This window comes from Duganella phyllosphaerae (assembly GCF_001758785.1).
Lineage (GTDB): Bacteria > Pseudomonadota > Gammaproteobacteria > Burkholderiales > Burkholderiaceae_D > Rugamonas > Rugamonas phyllosphaerae.
In genome coordinates this window covers 1-17,898 of the sequence record NZ_LROM01000143.1, presented here as the reverse complement: position 1 = coordinate 17,898, position 17,898 = coordinate 1, and the positions used below count along the sequence as shown (strand labels likewise).

Genomic DNA, 17,898 nt, shown 5'->3' with positions numbered 1-17,898 from the left:
CGTGTTACGCGGGCTCCGTCATCCCGGACAGCGCATCGACGACGTCGCCGATGGTGCGGATGTTCTTGAATACTTCGGGTTGCAGGCGCTTGCCGGTCAGCTGCTTGAGCTTGACCGACAGGTCCACCGCGTCGATGCTGTCGATATCGAGGTCGGAATACAGGTTCGACTCGGCCGTGAGCTGCGCCTTGTCGAGTTCGAACATCTCGGCCAGCAGGTCGATCACCCATAGCCGCAGTTGTTCCTTGCTCATCGTGTTCAAATCAATCATGTCCTGCTCCTTCACTTCTTGCGGTGGGTCGCTATCATCGCCGCCAGCGCTTGCACCGAGGCGAAGTGGCGGCGGGTATCTTCCGAATCGGCGGACAGCGAAATGCCATACTTCTTCTGCAGCGCCACGCCCAGCTCCAGCGCGTCGATCGAATCGAGGCCGAGGCCTTCGACGAACAGCGGCGCACCGCTGTCGATGTCGTCGGGCGTGATGTCTTCCAGTTGCAGGACATCGATGATCAGTTGTTTCACTTCCAGTTCAAGCATGGTTTGCGCACTTCCCCGTAAAATATTTTTGTAAAAATTCTGTCACCTGGCGCGCTGCCAGCACATCGCTTGCGCTGCCTTCGATCAGGCCGGCGATCGCCACATCGTCCTGCACCTCGATGCGCAGCAGCACCCGGCGCGGCGGCACGCGCCACCATTTCTCACCCTTGCCCAGCGTGGGCGGATCGCAGCGGATCAGCACCGGCGTGATGTCGCGCGCGCCGCGCACGGCCACGTTGGCGGCGCCGCGCTTCATGGCGATCACGCCGTCGGCGCCGGTGCGCGTGCCTTCCGGGAACACGATCAGGTTGTTCCCGCGCTCGAGCGAGGCGATGCAGTCTGCCACCAGCTCGGCGCCGCCCGCATTGCTGATGTAGCCCGCCGCGCGCACCGGGCCGCCCGTCACCGGGTTGTGCCACAAGTCGCTCTTGACGATGCAGTCGGCGTTTTTCACGAACGCCATCAGGAACACCGTGTCGATCAGGGTGGGATGGTTGGCCAGGATCAGCAAACCGCCCCGCGCCAGTTTTTCCAGCCCGGTGATCTCGTAGCGCAGCACGCCCAGCACGCGCATCAGCTCCACGAACAGGCGGAAGGCGCGCCGGATGATGCCGCGCGCGGCGCGCACGCGACGCGCGGGCTGGCGCACCAGCAGGTGCAACACGGGAAACACCAGCAATTGCAGCACCACCCCACCAAGGCCGAATACCGCAAAACTGAACCCGGTGGCCAGTACCCGCCAGCCGCGCGCCAGTCCCCTAAGCATTACCGCCGGCACCGTCCGGCCCCCGGCGCCATTGCCAGCGCAGGCGCCCGTCGCAGCGCGCCATCACAGCAGCGCCACCAAGGTGGAAACGCGCCGCCGCCAGGCTGTCCGGCAGGTCCGTGGTGACGGCGTCGCCACTGGCGCGCCAGCGCAGGCTGATCGGATCGCCGGCAGGCGCGGTCAGCAGCCACGCCCACGCGTGCGCCTCCTCCTGCACCTCCAGGAACGGTACGAACAGCTTCGGCAGCGGCGCTTCGCACCCGACCAGCAGCACCGACGCCGCACCATCGGCCAGCAGGCCGCACGCTTCGATCACGGCGGTTTCGATGGTGGCGCCGCCGGCCGCCAGCGCGATATGGTTGGCGCGGTCCTTGCGGGCAATGGTCAGCAGGCCGACGTTGGCGTTATGGACCGACATGCTGAACGCGGTGGGCGACAGCGGCTCGCCCCGCGCCAGGTCGGTCAGCAGTTCCAGCGCCCGCGCCACTTCGCCGTGGCGCGAACAGAACACCACCGGCACATCGGTGCAGCCTTGCAGGCACTCGTACGCCACTTCCAGCGCCATCTTGCCGAAGAAACCGGCGCGCCGGCGCAGCATGGGCGGCATCGCCTTCACTGGCGGATCCGCGCGCGCCACATGTTCCGGCGTGGTCGGCGCGGCCACCGGCGCCGTTGCCCATTGCACCCAGGCGTCGGGCGTGGTCAGTCCCGGCGCCCAATAGGCGTGGCCGGCAATGGAAAAAGTGACGCCATCGTTGCGCATGTTGACAATCAATCCCGAGATAAGCTCGAAATTATAAACGACTGACCTCCAGGGAAACTGTTGTTAATTTCCTGGGAGTAATTTATTTACCGATTTCCTGTGCCTTTTTGTGCAACAAAATGAAAAAAGGCGGCCCGCACGAGTGCGGCGCCGCCTGTCAAGCCGGGAGCGCCAGGCTTCCGGTAACTGCGCTATCAGAAGACCCACAGCTTTTCGACCGGCATTTGCAGCCAGTAGCGGCCCGGCTCGAGCTTGTATTTCGAATAAGCGCGCAGGCCCGCCTCGGTGCTGTCCGGCGACTTGAACAGGCACTCGAAGCGGTCACCCAGGTACATGCAGGTGAGCAGCGGCATCTCGATGGCGTTCTCCACCGGCGTGGCGCTGATTTTCACTTCTTCCACGCGGATGATTGTGGTCGGTTCACCACCAGCGGCGCCACGGGCGGTGCCGGTCAAGCGGGCGCCGTTCACATCGAGCTGCACGCGGTTGCCGTCGCGCCCCACCACCTTGGCCGGCAGCTTGTTGTTACTGCCCATGAACTCGGCGGTAAACAGCGTTTCCGGGGTTTCGTACATGCTTTGCGGCGTGCCTTGCTGCTCGATCTTGCCGTTGTTGAGCAGCAGGATGCGGTCCGAGATCGCCATCGCCTCGGCCTGGTCGTGGGTGACCATCAGGGCCGAGAGGCCCAGCCGCACGATCAGCTCGCGCAGGAAGGCGCGCGCTTCTTCGCGCAGCTTGGCGTCGAGGTTGGACAGCGGTTCGTCGAGCAGGATCACCGGCGGGTTGTACACCAGCGCGCGGGCGATCGCCACGCGCTGCTGCTGCCCCCCGGACAGCTGGTGCGGATAGCGCTCGGCCAGGTGGCCCAGGCCCAGGTTTTTCAGCACGTCCGCCACTTTGTCCTTGATCTCGGTGGCGCCCATCTTGCGCAGCTTGAGACCATAGGCGACGTTCTCGAACACGGTCTTGTGCGGCCACAGCGCATACGACTGGAATACCAGGCCCAGGTTGCGGTGCTCGGCCGCCAGCTCGAAGTTCTTGGCGCCGTCGTACACATTGCGTTCGCCAATGGCGATGACGCCCTGCTTCGGGCTTTCCAGCCCGGCCACCGCGCGCAGCAAGGTGGTCTTGCCGCTGCCCGAAGGGCCGAGCAGCGCGACGACTTCGCCTTTTTGCAGGTGCATCGATACGCCCTTGAGGATCGGGTTGGCGGTGGCGCCCGTGCCGTAGTCGAGGTGCAGGTCGTTGACGGTCAGCTCATTCGTGGTGAGTTCATTCATGGTCAGGTCTCGTTTCATTTTTGTATGTTGATGATGCTTAGTTATGCAGCTTGACGCCGAAGCGCAACGCCACACCGAGGCCGATGGCCACCAGCGAAATATTGATGAACGATAGCGCCGCTACCAGGTCTGTGGAGCCGGACGCCCACAGCGACACCAGCATCGCGCCGATCACTTCCGTGCCCGGCGACAGCAGGTACACGCCGGTCGAGTATTCGCGCTCGAAGATCAGGAACACCATCAGCCACGCACCGAGCAGGCCGTACTTGATCAGCGGCAGGGTGACGTCGCGCGAGACCTGGCCACGACTGGCGCCCACGGCGCGCGCCGCTTCTTCCAGCTCCGGCCCCACTTGCAGCAGCGCGGTCGAGATCAGCCGCATGCCGTAGGCCAGCCACACCACCGAGTAGGCCAGCCACAGCGCGAAGATGGTCGAGCGCAGCGAGCGCAGCACGGGGATGGCGTTCTCGCTCAGCCACATGGCCACGCCGTTGTCCATGCCCTGCAGGATGCCGTCGAGCCAGTTCGGCACGAACAGGAACACCCACAGGAACGACAGGCCGGCCAGCAGACCTGGCACGGCGCGCGGCACCAGCACGCTGTAGTCGAGGAAGCGGCTGATCATGTCGGGCTTGCGGTGCATGGCCAGCGCGATGGCGCAGTAGCAGATCACGGCCAGCGCGCCGCCGACCACGCCGATCAGGATGGTGTTGACGATGCCGCGCACCAGCGACGGCTGCTCGAGGATTTCGCGGAAGTGCTGCAGGGTCAGTACGTCGAGCAGGTTCACGCCCTCGCCCCAGTACTCGACGAACGACCGCAGCACGATGCCCGACAGCGGCATGATGATGGTAAACATCAGCCAGCCGAAGATCAGCGCAAACGCCAGCCACTTCCACTGACCCAGCGGCATGACTTTCGACCGCGCGCCCTTGCCCTTGATCGAGACAAACTTGTTGGCCGACTTGAGCAGGTAGCGCTGCACCATCACCAGCGGGAAGGTCACCATCACCAAGCACACGGCCACTGCCGCCATCAGGTGGTACGACGGGATGCCCAGCTTGTTGGTCAGCTTGTACAGGTAGGTGGCCAGCACCATGTGCCCTTCGGGGTCGCCCAGCACCAGCACCAGGCCGAACACCTCGAAGCCGAGGAACATCACCAGCACGCCGGCATACGCCAGCGCCGGGGTAATCATCGGCAGCGACACGCCGAACATCACCTGCAACGGCGAAGCGCCGGCCACGCGGGCCGCTTCCTCGACGTCCGAACCGAGGCTCTTGAGCGCCGACGAGGCGTACAGGTACACGTGCGGCACGTGGGTCAGGCCGGCGATGATGACGATGCTGGTAAACGAATAGATATTCCACGGGATGAAGCCCAGCAGGTCCTTGGCCCATACCGAGTAGAAGCCCACGGGACCCATCGAGACCACGTAGCCGAAGCCCATCACCATTGGCGAGACGAAGATTGGCACCAGCAGCGCCGGCGCAATAAAACCCTTGCCCGGCAGGTCGGTGCGGATCATCAGAAAGGCGAGCATGCCGCCGAGCGGCACGGCAATCGCGGTCAGGCCCAGCGCCAGGTACAGCGCGTTCCAGGCGGCGGACGAGAAATCGGGATCGTCGAAAATGAAGCGGTAAGCGTCGAGGCCGAACTGCTTGGCCGGCATGAAGAACGGCGCGGTCAGGAAGCTTTGATAAAAAATCAGGAACAGCGGCAGGAAGATGGCGGTGGCAGCCAGCACCACCACCAGGCCGCGCAGCCAGTTGACGCCCGGGCCGCGCCGGCCGCTGCCGGGGAGAGTGAGAGTTTGCATGAGAATATCCGTAGTAAAGGCGTGCGGAAGCCCGCCGACCCGCAGATCAGGGCAAGGGTCGGACCCCGCACGGGGTACGACCCTGCGACGGTTCAGGGGTCGGTGGTCGTTTCAAAGAACTACAGCCAGGCTTACTTCTTGCCGGCCGTTTCCTTCCACTGCTTGAGGAAAGCCATGCGCTTGGCCGGGGCCAGGTATTCCATCAGGCTCGGATGCACCGGCACCGGCTTGACGTTGTCCTTGCCGACCTGCTTGATCAGTGCGGCCGACGTGGCCTCGCCGGTGACGTCGTCGCGGATGGCGAACAGCTTGGATTCGTTGGCGATGATGTTCTGGGCGCGGTGCGACAGCATGTAGTCGAGCCACAGCTTGGCGGCGTTCGGATTCTTGGCGCCCTTGTTGATGAACAGTACGCGCGAGAGCACCAGCGTGTAATCCTTGGGCATCACCACGCCGATCGACGGATCGGTCTTCGCGCGCACCAGCGCGTACGAACCCACCACGTTGTAGCCGATCAGGTTTTCACCCGAGGAGATACGCTCCATCATGGTGCCGGTGGACGACTGCACCCGTACCTTGGCCACGCCGAAGGCGCCCAGCAGGTCGGCGAATTTCGGATTGACGCGGGCATCCTGCGCCATCAGCATGAAGCCCAGGCCCGATTTTTCGATGTCGTAGGTGGTGACCTTGTCCTTGAACTTCGGCTGCTGGATCAGCTTGACGAAATCGGCGTGGGTTTGCGGCACGTCCTTGGCGTCGATCAGGCGCTTGTTGTACACAAACGCGGCCGGCTCGAACGTGGTGCCGTAGGCCTGGTCTTCCCAGATCGACCATGCCGGCATCTTGGCGCTTTCCACCGATTTGTACTTGAGCGCATAGCCTTCCGAGGCCAGGCGCATTTGCAGGTCCATCGCCGACGACCATACGGCGTCGGCGGTGTTGCCGCCGGCCGCCACTTCGGAGATGAAGCGGTTATACACTTCGGTGGAGTTCATGTCGTTGTATTCGACCGAGATGCCGGGATACAGCGCGCTGAAGTCCTTGATCAACGGCTGGGTAGCCTTGCTGTCGGTGGCGCCGTACACCACCAGTTTCTTTTCCTTCTTGGCGCCGTCGATGATCTTCTGGTAGTCGGCGGGATAACCGGCCGGCACTTGCGCCAGCGCGCCGGTGGCGAACAGCATCAGGGTGGCGCAGGCAGCAATGGTGGTTTTGAGTTTCATGGTTTTAGTCTCCGTTATTAATATAGTTGTGGTTTATTTTTTATCGCACCATGCCGAACTCGGTGGCGCGTTTGCCGTATTCGTCCACGGCCTTGCTGACGTACTCTTTCAATGCATCCCCGGTCAGGGCAAACGGGTATAGCCCGGCGTCGGACCGGATTTGCGCAAACTGCGGGCTGGCCAGCATGCGGTCGAACGCCCCCACCCACTTGCGGTACTCGGCGTCGGGCACCTGGGGGCCCATCCACACGCCGCGTATCACCGGCCACACCACGTCCACGCCCTGTTCGCGCGCGGTGGGCGTGGCGGCCAGCACGCCCGGCAGGCGCTGGGGCGACAGCACCGCCAGCACCCGGGTATTGCCGCCAGCGGCGTACAGCACCGCTTCGCTGGCGTCACCCGATACCACCTGCACGTAATTGGCATGCATGGCGGTGAACGCTTCGCCGCCGCCTTCCAGCGCCACGAACTGCAGCACCTTGGGGTCGATGCCCGCGCTCCTGAGCAGCAGCGCCATCTTGAACCAGTCCTGGCTGCCGGCAGTACCGGACAGGCCGACCAGCACCTTCTTCGGATGGCGTTTGACGGCCGCCAGCAGGTCGCCCAGGTTCTTGTACGGCGAATCGGCGCGCACCGCGATCATGCCGTAGTCGGTGCCCAGCGCCGCCACCCAGCGCACGTCGCTGACCTTGGCCTTGCCGAATTTGCCTTCGGCCAGGTACAGCAGCGAGCCGCCCGAAAACGCCACCAGCGTATTGGGCTTGGCGCGCGGCTGCGCCACCAGCGAATTCCACGCCACCGCGCCGATGCCGCCCGGCAGATACCGGATGCTCATGTCGGACAGGGTGGGCTTGGCGTCGCCCGAGGCGTCCAGCCCCTGCAAGCCTTTTTTGGCCAGCTTGCAGGTCAGGTCCATGGCGCCGCCCGGCTTGGATGGCACGATGCATTCCAGGCTCGCCGCATGGGCGGTACGCAATAGCAGCACAGAGCACAGGGCCAGCAAGGCAGCGGTGGACTTGGACGATTTCATGGGGTGGCGCTTTCGAGTGCGGTCACCAGGTACTAGAAGCGGTGCTGCATGCCGACGGTGACGCCGCGCTGGCTGTTGGCAAAGCCGGCGTCGTCGCGCGAAAGTCCGGTCAGCTGGCCGTTCTTCGCCTTGGCGTAGGCGGCCGATACATGCAGGTCGGTGCGCTTGGACAGCGCATAACGGTACCGCGCCACGTACATGGTGGGGTCGGCGTCGCGGCCGGCGGCCACGTTCTTGACATCGATATGGTACACGGCGCCGGTGATGGTGGTCACTGGATTCGGCTTGTAGGCCACGCCGCCCCAGGTGGTGGTCGCTTCCACGTCGGCGGTCAGGGCGCTGCCGGCGGTCAGGTTGTAATCGCGGCGCACGGCCCAGAACTTGAACGGGCCGGTTTCGTAGTTGGCGCCCACGTGCCAGACGGTGTTCTCGTCGCGGTTGCCGGTGGCGGCCACGGTGTTGCCGTTGTTGCGCTCCCAGGTGGCCATGAAGTTGGCGGTGCCGCCGCCGATCGGCAGCTTGTAGGCGCCGGTGATGCCGGTCTTGGCGCTGTCTGCGGTGCTGTTGGCCTGCTCGCCGAAGGCGTAGTTGGCGCCGAAGCGGAAGTTACCCACGGTGACCGCATACTTGACCAGGTTGTCGTAGCCGGTGGTGAAGCCGTATTTGCTCGGCCCCGTTGCCGGACCCGAGGTGGCCCACGAGTAGTACGGCGCAAAGCCCATCGGGTCGTAGGCGATCACGGTATCGTACACGCTGGTAAACGAGCGGCCGATGATCACGCGGCCAAAGGCGCCGTCGAGGCCCACGTAGGACTGGCGGCGGAACAGCGCGCCGTCCTGGCCGCCGCTGTCCATCAGGATGCCGCCTTCGAGGTTGTAGACCGCTTTCAAGCCATTGCCCAGGTCCTCGCTGCCGCGAAAGCCCCAGCGCGACGTGTTCATGCCGCCGGAGATGGCCTTGACGGTGCTGGCGCCATTGGGGCCGGCGTTGTTCAGGCTTTCAACGCCAACGTCGAGCAGGCCGTAGAACTGCACACTCGATTGCGCTTGCGCCGAGGCGGCAGCGGCAGAAACCAGTGCGAAAATGGCAAGGCGAATCGCGGTGCGGGATGATACTTGGTGCATAGTCTGTCTCCATCTTTATCATTATTGGTGATGTCTGTTATAAACATCTGGTATCCACTATAAGATTTGCTTCCTTTCAAATAGCTTTCAGTGTCGCAATGAAGTCACAATTGACAACACCCCTATCTTTTTGCAACCCGCCCGACGATGATGTCGGCCACAACAAAAACAACCCGGCAAGAACTGACCTATGCGCATCCTGTTAGTGGAAGACCACACCGAACTGTCGCACTGGCTATCGAAAGCCCTGCGCGACGCCAATCTCACCGTGGAATGCGCGGACAATGGCGCCGACGCCGATGCCCTGCTCCACACCCAGGACTACGCGCTGGTGATCCTCGACCTGACGCTGCCGCGCATGGACGGACTGGAGGTGCTCAAGCGCCTGCGCGCGCGGCCGGCGCCGCGCGGCCAGACCCCGGTGATCATCCTTACCGCGCGCGGAGGCCTGGACGACAAGGTGCAGGGCCTGAACCTGGGCGCCGACGACTACCTGCCCAAGCCGTTCGAGCTGGCCGAACTCGAAGCGCGCGTGAAAGCGCTGCTGCGCCGCCGGATCGGCAGCGAGGCGCTGGTGTATTCGTGCGGCGCGCTGGCCTTCGATACCGTCACCCGCCTGTTCAGCTACGGCGGCGCGCCGCTGGCGCTCACCCCGCGCGAACACGCCGTGCTCGAAACCCTGATCACCCGCACCGGCCGCGCCGTTTCCAAGGAAAAGCTGTTCGACGAAGTGTTCGCGCTGGCCGACGACGCCAACATCGACGCCATCGAACTGTATATCCACCGGGTGCGCAAAAAGCTCGACAGCGCCGTGCCCGACCCCGCCGTGATCACCACGCTGCGCGGCATCGGCTACCTGCTGCAACCCAAGCCGGTTACCTGACGCGGACACCGGACATGGGCGCCACTTCCAAAACCCCGGGCAGCCTGCGCGGCCAGCTGCTGCGCTGGCTGCTGGGACCGATGCTGGCGCTGGTCGCACTCAACACCATTTTTGTCTATCGCAATGCGCTCGACGCCGCCGACGTGGCGTACGACCGCTCGCTGCTGGCCTCCACCCGGGCGCTGGCCGAGCGCGTGTCCATCGTCGGCGGCAAGGTAGTGGCCGATGTACCGTACGTGGCGCTTGACAGTTTCGAGACCGACACCATGGGCCGCATCTATTACAAGGTGTCGGGCATCCGCGGCGAGACCGTCTCCGGCTACGGCGACCTGCCTGCGGTGCCGGCCAACGTGCCGCGCTCGGAGACCTATCCGGCGCTGGTGCGCTTCTACCACGCCAACTACAACGGCCAGCCGGTGCGCATTGCCGCCCTGCTGCAGCCGGTGTACGACGACTCCATGCGCGGCATCGCCCTGATCCAGGTGGGCGAAACACTGGAAGCGCGGCGCACGCTGTCGAACCAGATCCTGTTCGATACCCTCACCTGGCAGGCCTTGCTGCTGCTGGCGCTCGCGCTCCTGGTCTGGTTTGCCGTGCGGCTGGTGCTGCAACCGCTGATGCAACTGAAAAACGCGGTGGAAGCAGGTTCGATCAACGACAGCGCCGACGTCGATCCGGCCCTGGTGCATAAAGAGGTGCGGCCGCTGGTGGCGGCAATGAACCATTCGCGCGCGCGCCTGCAATTGCTGATCAAGAGCCAGCGCCGCTTTATCGCCGACGCCTCGCACCAGCTGCGCACCCCGCTCACGGTGCTCAAGACGCAAGCCGAACTGGCGCTGCGCGAGTGCGACCGCGCCGGCAGCGACCCCGAACAAACCCGCGCTGCGGTGCGCCAGATCGTGCAGAGCATGGCCGCCACCACCGATTCCACCGTCAACCTGGCCAACCGCCTGCTGACGCTGGCGCGCATCGAACATGGTGGCGACGCCGAAGGCGCGGCCGCGCTGGCCGCCCCGGTCTCGCTGCGCGACGTCGCGCGCCAGGTGGGGCTGGAGCTGGCCATGGCGGCGGTGGCCAAGCAGATCGACATGTCGCTCGACGCCAATGGCCCGGGCATGGTCGATGGCCAGGCGCTGCTGTTGCACGAGATGATCGCCAACCTGGCCGACAACGCGCTGCGCTACACGCCGCTGGGCGGCAGCCTGGCGCTGACCGTGGTGGAAGATGAGCGCGCGGTGGTGCTGGAAGTGTCCGACAGCGGTCCCGGCATCGCCGTGGCCGAGCGCGAACGGGTGTTCGCGCCGTTCTACCGCGCCGCCGCAACGCTCGAGCGCAACCCCGGCGGTGCCGGCCTGGGCCTGGCCATCGTGCACGACATCGCCACCGTGCACGGCGCCACCGTCACCCTCGGCGACACGCCCGGCGGCGGCTTGCTGGTAGCAGTACGCTTCGCAGTCGGCACTGCGGTTAAAATGCCGGCTTGAAGCGTGTAACCAACATCAGGAGCTGTGCATGATCACCAAACAAGATATGGTCGACCTTTTCGCCGACATGAAGCAAAACGCGCCGTGGGACAGTACCAAGCCGTTGCTGTGGGGCTATTTCTTCTCCGACCAGGACAAGGCCAAACTGGAACGCGCAGCACCGCTGCTGCAAGCCAAGGGCTACCAGGTGGTGGGCGTGTTCGACTCCGAGCCCGATTCCGACACCCCGGCGCTGTGGTGGTTGCACGTGGAAAAAGTGGAAAAGCACACGGTGGACACGCTCGACGTGCGCAACCAGGAATTCTACAAGTTTGCTGAAGAGCAGCAGATCGAGACCTACGACGGCATGGACGTGGCGCCCGCGCCGAAATAATGCCCTGCAGCCGGTTACGGAAACATTGCCAATCAAACACACCCGTAGCACGGTTTAGCCCTATTATCGGCAGTTGACCGTCTTCTTAACCGACCACCATGCTCTCGAAACTGTCGTTTCGCCAGCTGCTGCTGGGCGTGTTCCTGTTGATCGCGGTGTTGCTCAGCGCGGCGTCCCTGCATGCGCTGTGGACGCTGGACCGCTTGACCGCCCACAGCCGCGACAGCGGACACCACGCGCTCGCGCTCACCCGCCACACCCAGCAACTTGCCGAGCGCAGCGTTGCCATGACGCGCAGCGCGCGCCAGTTCCTCGTCCTCGACGACCCTGCCTTCCGCGAACGCTATGCCGACGCCTGGCGCGAAGCGCGCGCCTCGCTCGATGCCTTGCAGCAAGGTTTGCCGCGCGCGTCCACCCAGCAGTTCCAGCGCTGGCGTGAAGCGGGCGAACAAGCGTGGGACTTGCTGCAAGCGCCGGCCCGGCCCCGCAGCGCCGCCCGCCAGCAGGCGCTGGAACGGGCGCTGGCGCCGTTGCCGGAAGTGGACGACTACCTGGCCGCCGAGGTCAAGCAGGAAGTGGACCGCCGCAATACCGCACTGCTCGACGAGCTCGACCAGCGGCGCGCGGTGCTGGGCGCGCAAGTGGTCGCCTCCATCGTGGTCGCTGCCTTGCTGGCCGGCGGCTTCGGCCTCTGGCTGTCGCGCCCGCTGGCGCAGATCGAAGCGAGCATCGATTTACTGGGCGAAAACCGGCTCGACACGCCGATCAGCGTGCGCGGTCCCGCCGACCTGCAGCGCGTGGGCCAGCAACTGGACTGGCTGCGCCAGCGGCTGGCCCAGCTCGAAGAAGACAAGGCGCGCTTCATGCGCCACATCTCGCACGAACTGAAAACCCCGCTGGCGGCGCTGCGCGAAGGCGTGGCCCTGCTCGAGGACGGCGTGGCGGGCGAACTGACCGCCAACCAGCGCGAGATCGCCGGCATTCTCAACCAGAACACGGTGGCGCTGCAAAACCAGATCGAAGCGCTGCTGCGCTACAACGAAGCGTCCTTCGACGCCGACCACCTGCACCGCGAACCGACCGATATCGCCGTGCTGGTGGCCTGCGTGATCGACAGCCAGCGCCTGCAATGGCAGGCGGCCGGCCTGACCGTCAACTGCGAGGGGCAGGCGCGACCCATTGCCGTGGACGCTGATAAAATGGCGGTCGCGGTCAGCAACCTGCTGTCCAATGCCGTACGCTTCAGCCCGCATGGCGGCCTGGTGTACTTCCGCCTCGGCGAGCGCGACGGCAAACTGCTGCTCGACTGCAACGACCAGGGGCCGGGCGTGGCGCCGGACGACGCCGCCCGCATTTTCGAACCGTTTTACCAGGGCGAACGCCAGCCACCGGGCGCCCGCCACGGCAATGGCATCGGCCTGTCCATCGTCAACGAATATATCGCCGCCCACGGCGGCAAGTTGCAACTGCTGCCCACGCGGCGTGGCGCGCTTTTCCGTATCGAAATACCGTATCCAACCTGATCTATCCAACCTGATCTATCCAAATTGATATCCTCCGGAAGACTCGCCCAACCAATGCCAGCCTCGACCATGTCTGCTTCCCCGCTTCGCCGCCGCACCGTGCGCTGGCAGCCCTTGCTGTGCCTGCTGCTGTGCGCAGGCTTGGCCGCTTGCAACACCACCCGGCCGCGGTTGCCGGCCATGTCGGTCACGCCCGCTCCCGCGGTGGAAACGCCGCAGCCGCTGGACGACATCGGCCCCTTGCTCAATTACCACCAGGCATTGCGGCGCATGAGCCAGGGTGAGCTGATCAAGGAGTTGAGCGGGCTGATGCAACAAAAGCGCACGCCGCGCGTGACGCTGCAAACCGGCATGGTGCTCATGCTCACGCGGGGCAACGGCGACCTGGCGCGCGCCCAGGGCTTGCTCGACAGCGTGGCCAATTCCACCGAAACCAATTCGGCGCCATACAAGCCGCTCGCGCAGATGCTGTCCAGCTATTGCGGCGAAGCGCGGCGCCTGGCCGAACACGTGGACAAGCTCAACGCCCAGCTCGGCACGCAGCAAAAGGAGAGCCAGCGCCGCATCGACCAGTTGAACGAGATGGTTGAAGAATTGAAAAATATCGAACGCACGCTGCCGGTGCGCCCCGCTGCCCCCGCCACTGGAGTGAAGAAATGAACGCGCCCCTGAAGACTGCGCCGGGCCACGGCGCCCATTTGCTGGTGGTCGATGACGACGCCGATCTGCTGCGCCTGCTATCGATGCGGCTCACCGCCAATGGCTATCGCGTCACCGCCGTGGGCAGCGCCGAGGCGGCGCTGGCGCGGCTGTCGATCGAGCTGCCGCGCCTGGTCATCAGCGACATCCGCCTGCCCGACCGCGACGGCATGTCGCTGTTCCAGGAAATCCGCAGCAGCCACCCGGCGCTGCCGGTGATCCTGCTCACCGCGCACGGCACCATTCCCGACGCGGTGGAAGCGACCACGCTGGGCGCCTATGCCTACCTGACCAAGCCGTTCGACGCCAAGCTGCTGCTCGAGCGCATCGCCCAGGCACTGAGCCTGTCGGCGCCAGCCGCCAACGCCGCCGACAGCGACCAGGCCTGGCGCGCCGGCCTGATCAGCCGCAGCCAGTGCATGGACGAGCTGCTGGCCGAAGCGCGGCTGGTGGCGGCGTCGGACGCCAGCATCCTGATCCGGGGCGAAAGCGGCACCGGCAAGGAGTTACTGGCCAACGCCATCCACCGCGCCAGCCGCCGCGCCAAGGCGCCGTTCATCGCCGTCAACTGCGGTGCGATCCCCGAGGCACTGCTCGAGTCCGAACTGTTCGGCCATGTGAAAGGCGCGTACACCGGCGCCATCGGCAGCCGCGAAGGCCTGGTGCAGGCAGCCGACGGCGGCACCCTGTTCCTGGACGAGATCGGCGACATGCCGCTGCTGCTGCAAGTGAAACTGCTGCGGGTGCTGCAGGAACGCGTGGTGCGCCAGCTGGGCTCGGACGTGGGCCGCCCGGTCGACGTGCGCATCCTGTCGGCCACCCACCGCGACCTCGACGCGGCGATGGCCGAGGGCCAGTTCCGCGAAGACCTGTATTACCGCCTGAACGTGATCACCCTCACCCTGCCGCCGCTGTCGCAGCGGCGCGAGGACGTCACGCCGATGGCCACCCAGTTCCTGCACAGCCTGGCCGCCAAGTACGGCAAGACCGTGCACGGCTTCGCCCCGGACGCGCTCGAGGCGCTGACCACGGCCTCGTGGCCCGGCAATGTGCGTCAGCTCTACAACGTGGTCGAGCACGTATGTGCGCTGGCCACGGCGCCGCTGATCCCCCTGTCGCTGGTGCAGCGGGCGCTGCGGGTGCCGTCGCTGGAGGTGCTCAGCTACACGGAAGCGAAACAACGCTTCGAGCGCAACTACCTGGTGCAACTGCTGAAACTGACCGATGGCAACGTCGCCGACGCCGCCCGCCTGGCCGAACGCAACCGTACCGAGTTCTACCGGCTGCTACAGAAATACGACCTCGACGCAGCAACATTCCGCTCCGGCGCCAGCCTTGTCGCTCCTGAACGACAGGAATAAAGCCTTATAAATCAATCAGTTGAGAACCGGTGGCTGGCAGATGTCGCCATTTCCCGACAAAAACCCGCGCCTAGCGGCTTGAATCCCCCGCCCCACCCGTCCCCTCAAGAAATTTTCCTTCCAACTCATTGATTTTAAATCTCTTTATCGATCTGGCACGCAGTTTGCTAAGTGTTGGGTAACGTCACAGACGTCTTATCCTCACCCTCGATAAAGGAAGATCATCATGATGACCAATAAACTGCTCGCTCGCCTGATGGTTGCCGCCACCCTGACCGCAGCCGCCGCAACCGGTACCGCTTTCGCAGCCGGTCAACAGGAAGCCGCCATGGCTGGAGCCGCCAAGTCCGGCACTGCTGCCACCGATGAAGCCATTACCAGCAAGATCAAATCCTCGCTGGCCGAACACAAGGAAGTTGGCGTAACCACCACCGACGGCGTCGTCGTACTGAGCGGCGCAGTGCCCAGCACCGAAGTCGGCACCAAGGCCATACAGGCCGCCTCGGCTGTGCCAGGCGTGAAGGAAGTCAAGAGCGAACTGACCGTGGCTACCAAGTAAGCGCCACGCTCACCCGTACCACCGATTTTGCAATACCACCGCAGTAGAAGTAAGTAGTTTAGGACCCTTTAGTAGTTTAGGACCCTGTTGTAGTACCCCTTTGTATCACCCTAGTAACTGACCCTTTGCCGGATAGTGTGCGTAGCACTATCTGGCTTTTTTTTGCCTGAATTTTCGAAATATATTTACAGCAGGAAGGTCTGCTTTCGCCCCAAAGCGGCCAGTCACCGGCGTCCGCCACCGCCCCATCTCTGCCCTCGCATCAATGCTGAGAATCGCTGCAACTGTCAGTCAGATAAGCCACGAAATGTCAGGGAACCTCAAAAAAGAGAAGGACTGACCCAGCGTCCATGACCCCGTCCTCCCTTCATCAATGCACACTGCGCGACGCCTTGCTAAACATTAGCCTGTCGAACAGCCGACAGGAAATAATCAGCCTCTCCAGGCGGAAATTCACGAAACAACTTGGGAGTCACGTCAATCAGCACACCCTTCAAATATAAAATCATCTTATGCTCGGAGTCCGCCTCTATAACATCGTAATCAGGAAGATCAATGTCGCACTCAATCAAGCAATTATAATGAGCCTTCCCACCCGTTATCAACTTCATATCGTAATTTCTCCGAACACGCAGCTTGCACACTCTAAATCCAGCCTGAATGCTACTTATCGAATGGAATGACAGGTATATTGCATCGATCTCCTCAAACCCGGATTGAGTCAAAATTCCATTTAAAGAGGCTTTAAGCGTCTTGGCGCACTCTTTCAGCAGCCCGCCAGGTCCCTGGGTATGCACATATATTCCAAATTCCATTTTCTATCTCTTTGTATTATTTCCATGGGGAAGCTACCCATTGAACGGTGCGTAGCCTCTGAGCCTTAGTGCTTCAAAGAGTTTTGCAGCCGCTCGTGTCCAAATCTGCTGTATCACAAAACCCAACTTCGATCCTAGAAATTTTGCGTTCAGCGATAACGCGGCCATCGCCGTATTGATGGCGGCGCTGCCGTGATAAACCCGTGTATAGAAGATAGCACGCGGTCCGGTGTATCAGTTTATAACTGCGGCTGAGAACTGCATAAGGCCAAAATCGGTCAAATTCCGCCTAAATAGGCAGCAAGCAGACCATCTGAGCTTTCAATTCCGAGTATGTCCATTATCGACTCCAGCTCGGAACCAAAGTGTTCACGCGCTTCTGTATCCTCGTTCTCAACCAAGACTAACGACTGCTGAAATTCGGCAAGAACCCAAAGCTTTGTAGAGTTGGCTTGAATTCCATCTATCAATCGAAGAAGTAAATCATTGAGAATCGTTGACAAACGTTCTTTCTCCTCCGCTGTGTTTTCGCCAGGAAGCGAGACAAATTTTTCTACAGCTTTAAGGATGTGTAACTTCACCACTGTCGAGTCATCAACCTCGATTGGCTCATCAATCACTTCGAATAATGGGTCATAGTTCATAGAGCAGTTTCATTTTCTTGTTGGTGAGGGGCCGCTTCTGGTCGGATGCCGTCAACGCAATGCAAGCAGACCATCTATCAGTTCTCCTAGCGTTGAATTTGCCATGGACTCCCAAAACGAAATCGTGGGAGCCAATGAGTAGTCTTTGCGCAGCATCTTAACCATATCATCAAAGGCAATATCTGCATCAATAATACCAAAGCTAGGGCCGTAAAAGGAAACCGTTGCAACGTCCTGTGGAACAAATATGGGTGTGAGCCAGCCAAGCTGCTTGTGCAATATCCGCGAGATTTTTTCTGCTAGAATTTGGCGCTCTCCTCCACCCCACTGAGACATGTCGGCTATGCTTCTGGCCGCTTGCATTTGCTTTAAAGAATTAAAAAAGGATAAGTCTGGGCCCAGCCACCGTACCCCGATAAAAAACTTCTTCCACTTCTCCGTCGGTGGAAAATGGGAAGGAAACTCAAGAATATCCATCGTCACTTTGCTTTTTCAGTCGATTCCGTCTGCATTTGGCCGAAAGCGGAAGCTTTTGGCCGCTTGATGCCATTGTCGACGCTTACCACCCCATTACGGGTATTTGGCTATGTATCACTGTCGAAACCAAAAGCACGTGCAAGCTTGTGCCTATTAAAGTAAAAATAAAATAGAAAGATTGCGATTGTCGGTAATGCAATAAAAAGTAGCGCATCCTCGCGCCTTATTTCAAATTTCCATTTAGCAACTGCGGCAAGAACCGTACCCCAAAAAAAGGATGCACTCAGCGAACTCGATATAAGCACTACCCATTTTCTGATCCGCTCGAAGTATCGTCGCCTTGGTGACTGAGGTTCAAATTTTTCCAATTTAACTCCAATGTTCTAGGCAACAAATTGTTAATTTTAACGTCTGCTCCTGGCCGGTACCGGCCGATGGCGTTCAGGATAGCAGCTTGCCCTCCTGCAAAGCTCACACATTCTCACCCTGGGCCGGAGCCGCCCCAAAGCGGAAGTTCGCTTTATCACCCTATGTGCGA

At 62.4% G+C, this 17,898-nt stretch carries 19 protein-coding genes; 7 read left to right on the top strand and 12 right to left on the bottom strand.

The window, feature by feature from the left end; genetic code table 11:
- Nucleotides 1–4 precede the first annotated feature (4 nt).
- The 9 genes from DUPY_RS23875 to DUPY_RS23835 all read right to left on the bottom strand — a co-directional run bounded on the left by DUPY_RS23875 (nucleotide 5) and on the right by DUPY_RS23835 (nucleotide 8,542).
- Complete coding sequence (locus tag DUPY_RS23875) at nucleotides 5–271, bottom strand: acyl carrier protein (RefSeq protein WP_070251650.1); 267 nt, start codon at nucleotides 269–271, stop codon at nucleotides 5–7.
- An 11-nt stretch (nucleotides 272–282) separates the two neighbouring features.
- Nucleotides 283–537, bottom strand: a complete 255-nt coding sequence (locus DUPY_RS23870) for a phosphopantetheine-binding protein (RefSeq protein WP_070251649.1) — start codon at nucleotides 535–537, stop codon at nucleotides 283–285.
- Nucleotides 530–1,303 carry a lysophospholipid acyltransferase family protein gene (locus DUPY_RS23865; protein WP_070251648.1) on the bottom strand — a complete coding sequence of 258 codons (774 nt, stop codon included), beginning with the start codon at nucleotides 1,301–1,303 and terminating at the stop codon, nucleotides 530–532. Before DUPY_RS23865 ends, DUPY_RS23870 begins: the two co-directional genes overlap by 8 nt.
- The gene (locus tag DUPY_RS23860; RefSeq protein ID WP_070251668.1) at nucleotides 1,296–2,066 is read right to left on the bottom strand and encodes a beta-ketoacyl synthase chain length factor; all 771 of its coding nucleotides are present in this window, start codon (nucleotides 2,064–2,066) and stop codon (nucleotides 1,296–1,298) included. The genes DUPY_RS23865 and DUPY_RS23860 overlap by 8 nt, the downstream gene beginning before the upstream one ends.
- A gap of 194 nt (nucleotides 2,067–2,260) precedes the next feature.
- A complete protein-coding gene (locus DUPY_RS23855) occupies nucleotides 2,261–3,346 on the bottom strand; it encodes an ABC transporter ATP-binding protein (RefSeq protein WP_070251647.1) in 1,086 nt (361 codons plus the stop codon).
- Between the two features lie 37 nt (nucleotides 3,347–3,383).
- Complete coding sequence (locus DUPY_RS23850) at nucleotides 3,384–5,165, bottom strand: ABC transporter permease (protein WP_070251646.1); 1,782 nt, start codon at nucleotides 5,163–5,165, stop codon at nucleotides 3,384–3,386.
- 131 nt (nucleotides 5,166–5,296) lie between these two features.
- Nucleotides 5,297–6,388 carry an ABC transporter substrate-binding protein gene (locus tag DUPY_RS23845; RefSeq protein ID WP_070251645.1) on the bottom strand — a complete coding sequence of 364 codons (1,092 nt, stop codon included), beginning with the start codon at nucleotides 6,386–6,388 and terminating at the stop codon, nucleotides 5,297–5,299.
- A gap of 40 nt (nucleotides 6,389–6,428) precedes the next feature.
- Complete coding sequence (locus tag DUPY_RS23840; RefSeq protein ID WP_070251644.1) at nucleotides 6,429–7,418, bottom strand: Bug family tripartite tricarboxylate transporter substrate binding protein; 990 nt, start codon at nucleotides 7,416–7,418, stop codon at nucleotides 6,429–6,431.
- A gap of 32 nt (nucleotides 7,419–7,450) precedes the next feature.
- Nucleotides 7,451–8,542 (bottom strand): porin, encoded by a 1,092-nt coding sequence (locus tag DUPY_RS23835; protein ID WP_070251643.1) that lies wholly within the window; start codon nucleotides 8,540–8,542, stop codon nucleotides 7,451–7,453.
- Nucleotides 8,543–8,732: 190 nt separating this feature from the next.
- Between DUPY_RS23835 and DUPY_RS23830 the strand changes: the two genes are divergently transcribed.
- The 7 genes from DUPY_RS23830 to DUPY_RS23800 all read left to right on the top strand — a co-directional run bounded on the left by DUPY_RS23830 (nucleotide 8,733) and on the right by DUPY_RS23800 (nucleotide 15,424).
- On the top strand, nucleotides 8,733–9,425 hold the full coding sequence (locus DUPY_RS23830; RefSeq protein WP_070251642.1) for a response regulator: 693 nt from the start codon (nucleotides 8,733–8,735) through the stop codon (nucleotides 9,423–9,425).
- A 14-nt stretch (nucleotides 9,426–9,439) separates the two neighbouring features.
- The gene (locus tag DUPY_RS23825; RefSeq protein WP_070251641.1) at nucleotides 9,440–10,909 is read left to right on the top strand and encodes a sensor histidine kinase; all 1,470 of its coding nucleotides are present in this window, start codon (nucleotides 9,440–9,442) and stop codon (nucleotides 10,907–10,909) included.
- Nucleotides 10,910–10,937: 28 nt separating this feature from the next.
- Complete coding sequence (locus DUPY_RS23820; protein ID WP_070251640.1) at nucleotides 10,938–11,282, top strand: ribonuclease E inhibitor RraB; 345 nt, start codon at nucleotides 10,938–10,940, stop codon at nucleotides 11,280–11,282.
- A gap of 98 nt (nucleotides 11,283–11,380) precedes the next feature.
- Nucleotides 11,381–12,805: a sensor histidine kinase gene (locus tag DUPY_RS23815; RefSeq protein ID WP_070251639.1), complete on the top strand. Its 1,425-nt coding sequence runs from the start codon at nucleotides 11,381–11,383 to the stop codon at nucleotides 12,803–12,805.
- Between the two features lie 69 nt (nucleotides 12,806–12,874).
- Complete coding sequence (locus DUPY_RS23810; protein ID WP_071651695.1) at nucleotides 12,875–13,465, top strand: hypothetical protein; 591 nt, start codon at nucleotides 12,875–12,877, stop codon at nucleotides 13,463–13,465.
- A complete protein-coding gene (locus tag DUPY_RS23805; RefSeq protein WP_070251637.1) occupies nucleotides 13,462–14,865 on the top strand; it encodes a sigma 54-interacting transcriptional regulator in 1,404 nt (467 codons plus the stop codon). Before DUPY_RS23810 ends, DUPY_RS23805 begins: the two co-directional genes overlap by 4 nt.
- Nucleotides 14,866–15,091: 226 nt before the next feature.
- On the top strand, nucleotides 15,092–15,424 hold the full coding sequence (locus DUPY_RS23800) for a BON domain-containing protein (RefSeq protein ID WP_070251636.1): 333 nt from the start codon (nucleotides 15,092–15,094) through the stop codon (nucleotides 15,422–15,424).
- A 395-nt stretch (nucleotides 15,425–15,819) separates the two neighbouring features.
- Here DUPY_RS23800 and DUPY_RS23795 read toward each other — a convergent pair whose 3' ends face one another.
- The 3 genes from DUPY_RS23795 to DUPY_RS23785 form a co-directional block, all read right to left on the bottom strand.
- Complete coding sequence (locus tag DUPY_RS23795; protein WP_070251635.1) at nucleotides 15,820–16,239, bottom strand: hypothetical protein; 420 nt, start codon at nucleotides 16,237–16,239, stop codon at nucleotides 15,820–15,822.
- A 278-nt stretch (nucleotides 16,240–16,517) separates the two neighbouring features.
- Nucleotides 16,518–16,883 carry a DUF4844 domain-containing protein gene (locus tag DUPY_RS23790; protein ID WP_070251634.1) on the bottom strand — a complete coding sequence of 122 codons (366 nt, stop codon included), beginning with the start codon at nucleotides 16,881–16,883 and terminating at the stop codon, nucleotides 16,518–16,520.
- Between the two features lie 51 nt (nucleotides 16,884–16,934).
- Complete coding sequence (locus DUPY_RS23785; RefSeq protein ID WP_070251633.1) at nucleotides 16,935–17,360, bottom strand: hypothetical protein; 426 nt, start codon at nucleotides 17,358–17,360, stop codon at nucleotides 16,935–16,937.
- Nucleotides 17,361–17,898: the final 538 nt, after the last annotated feature.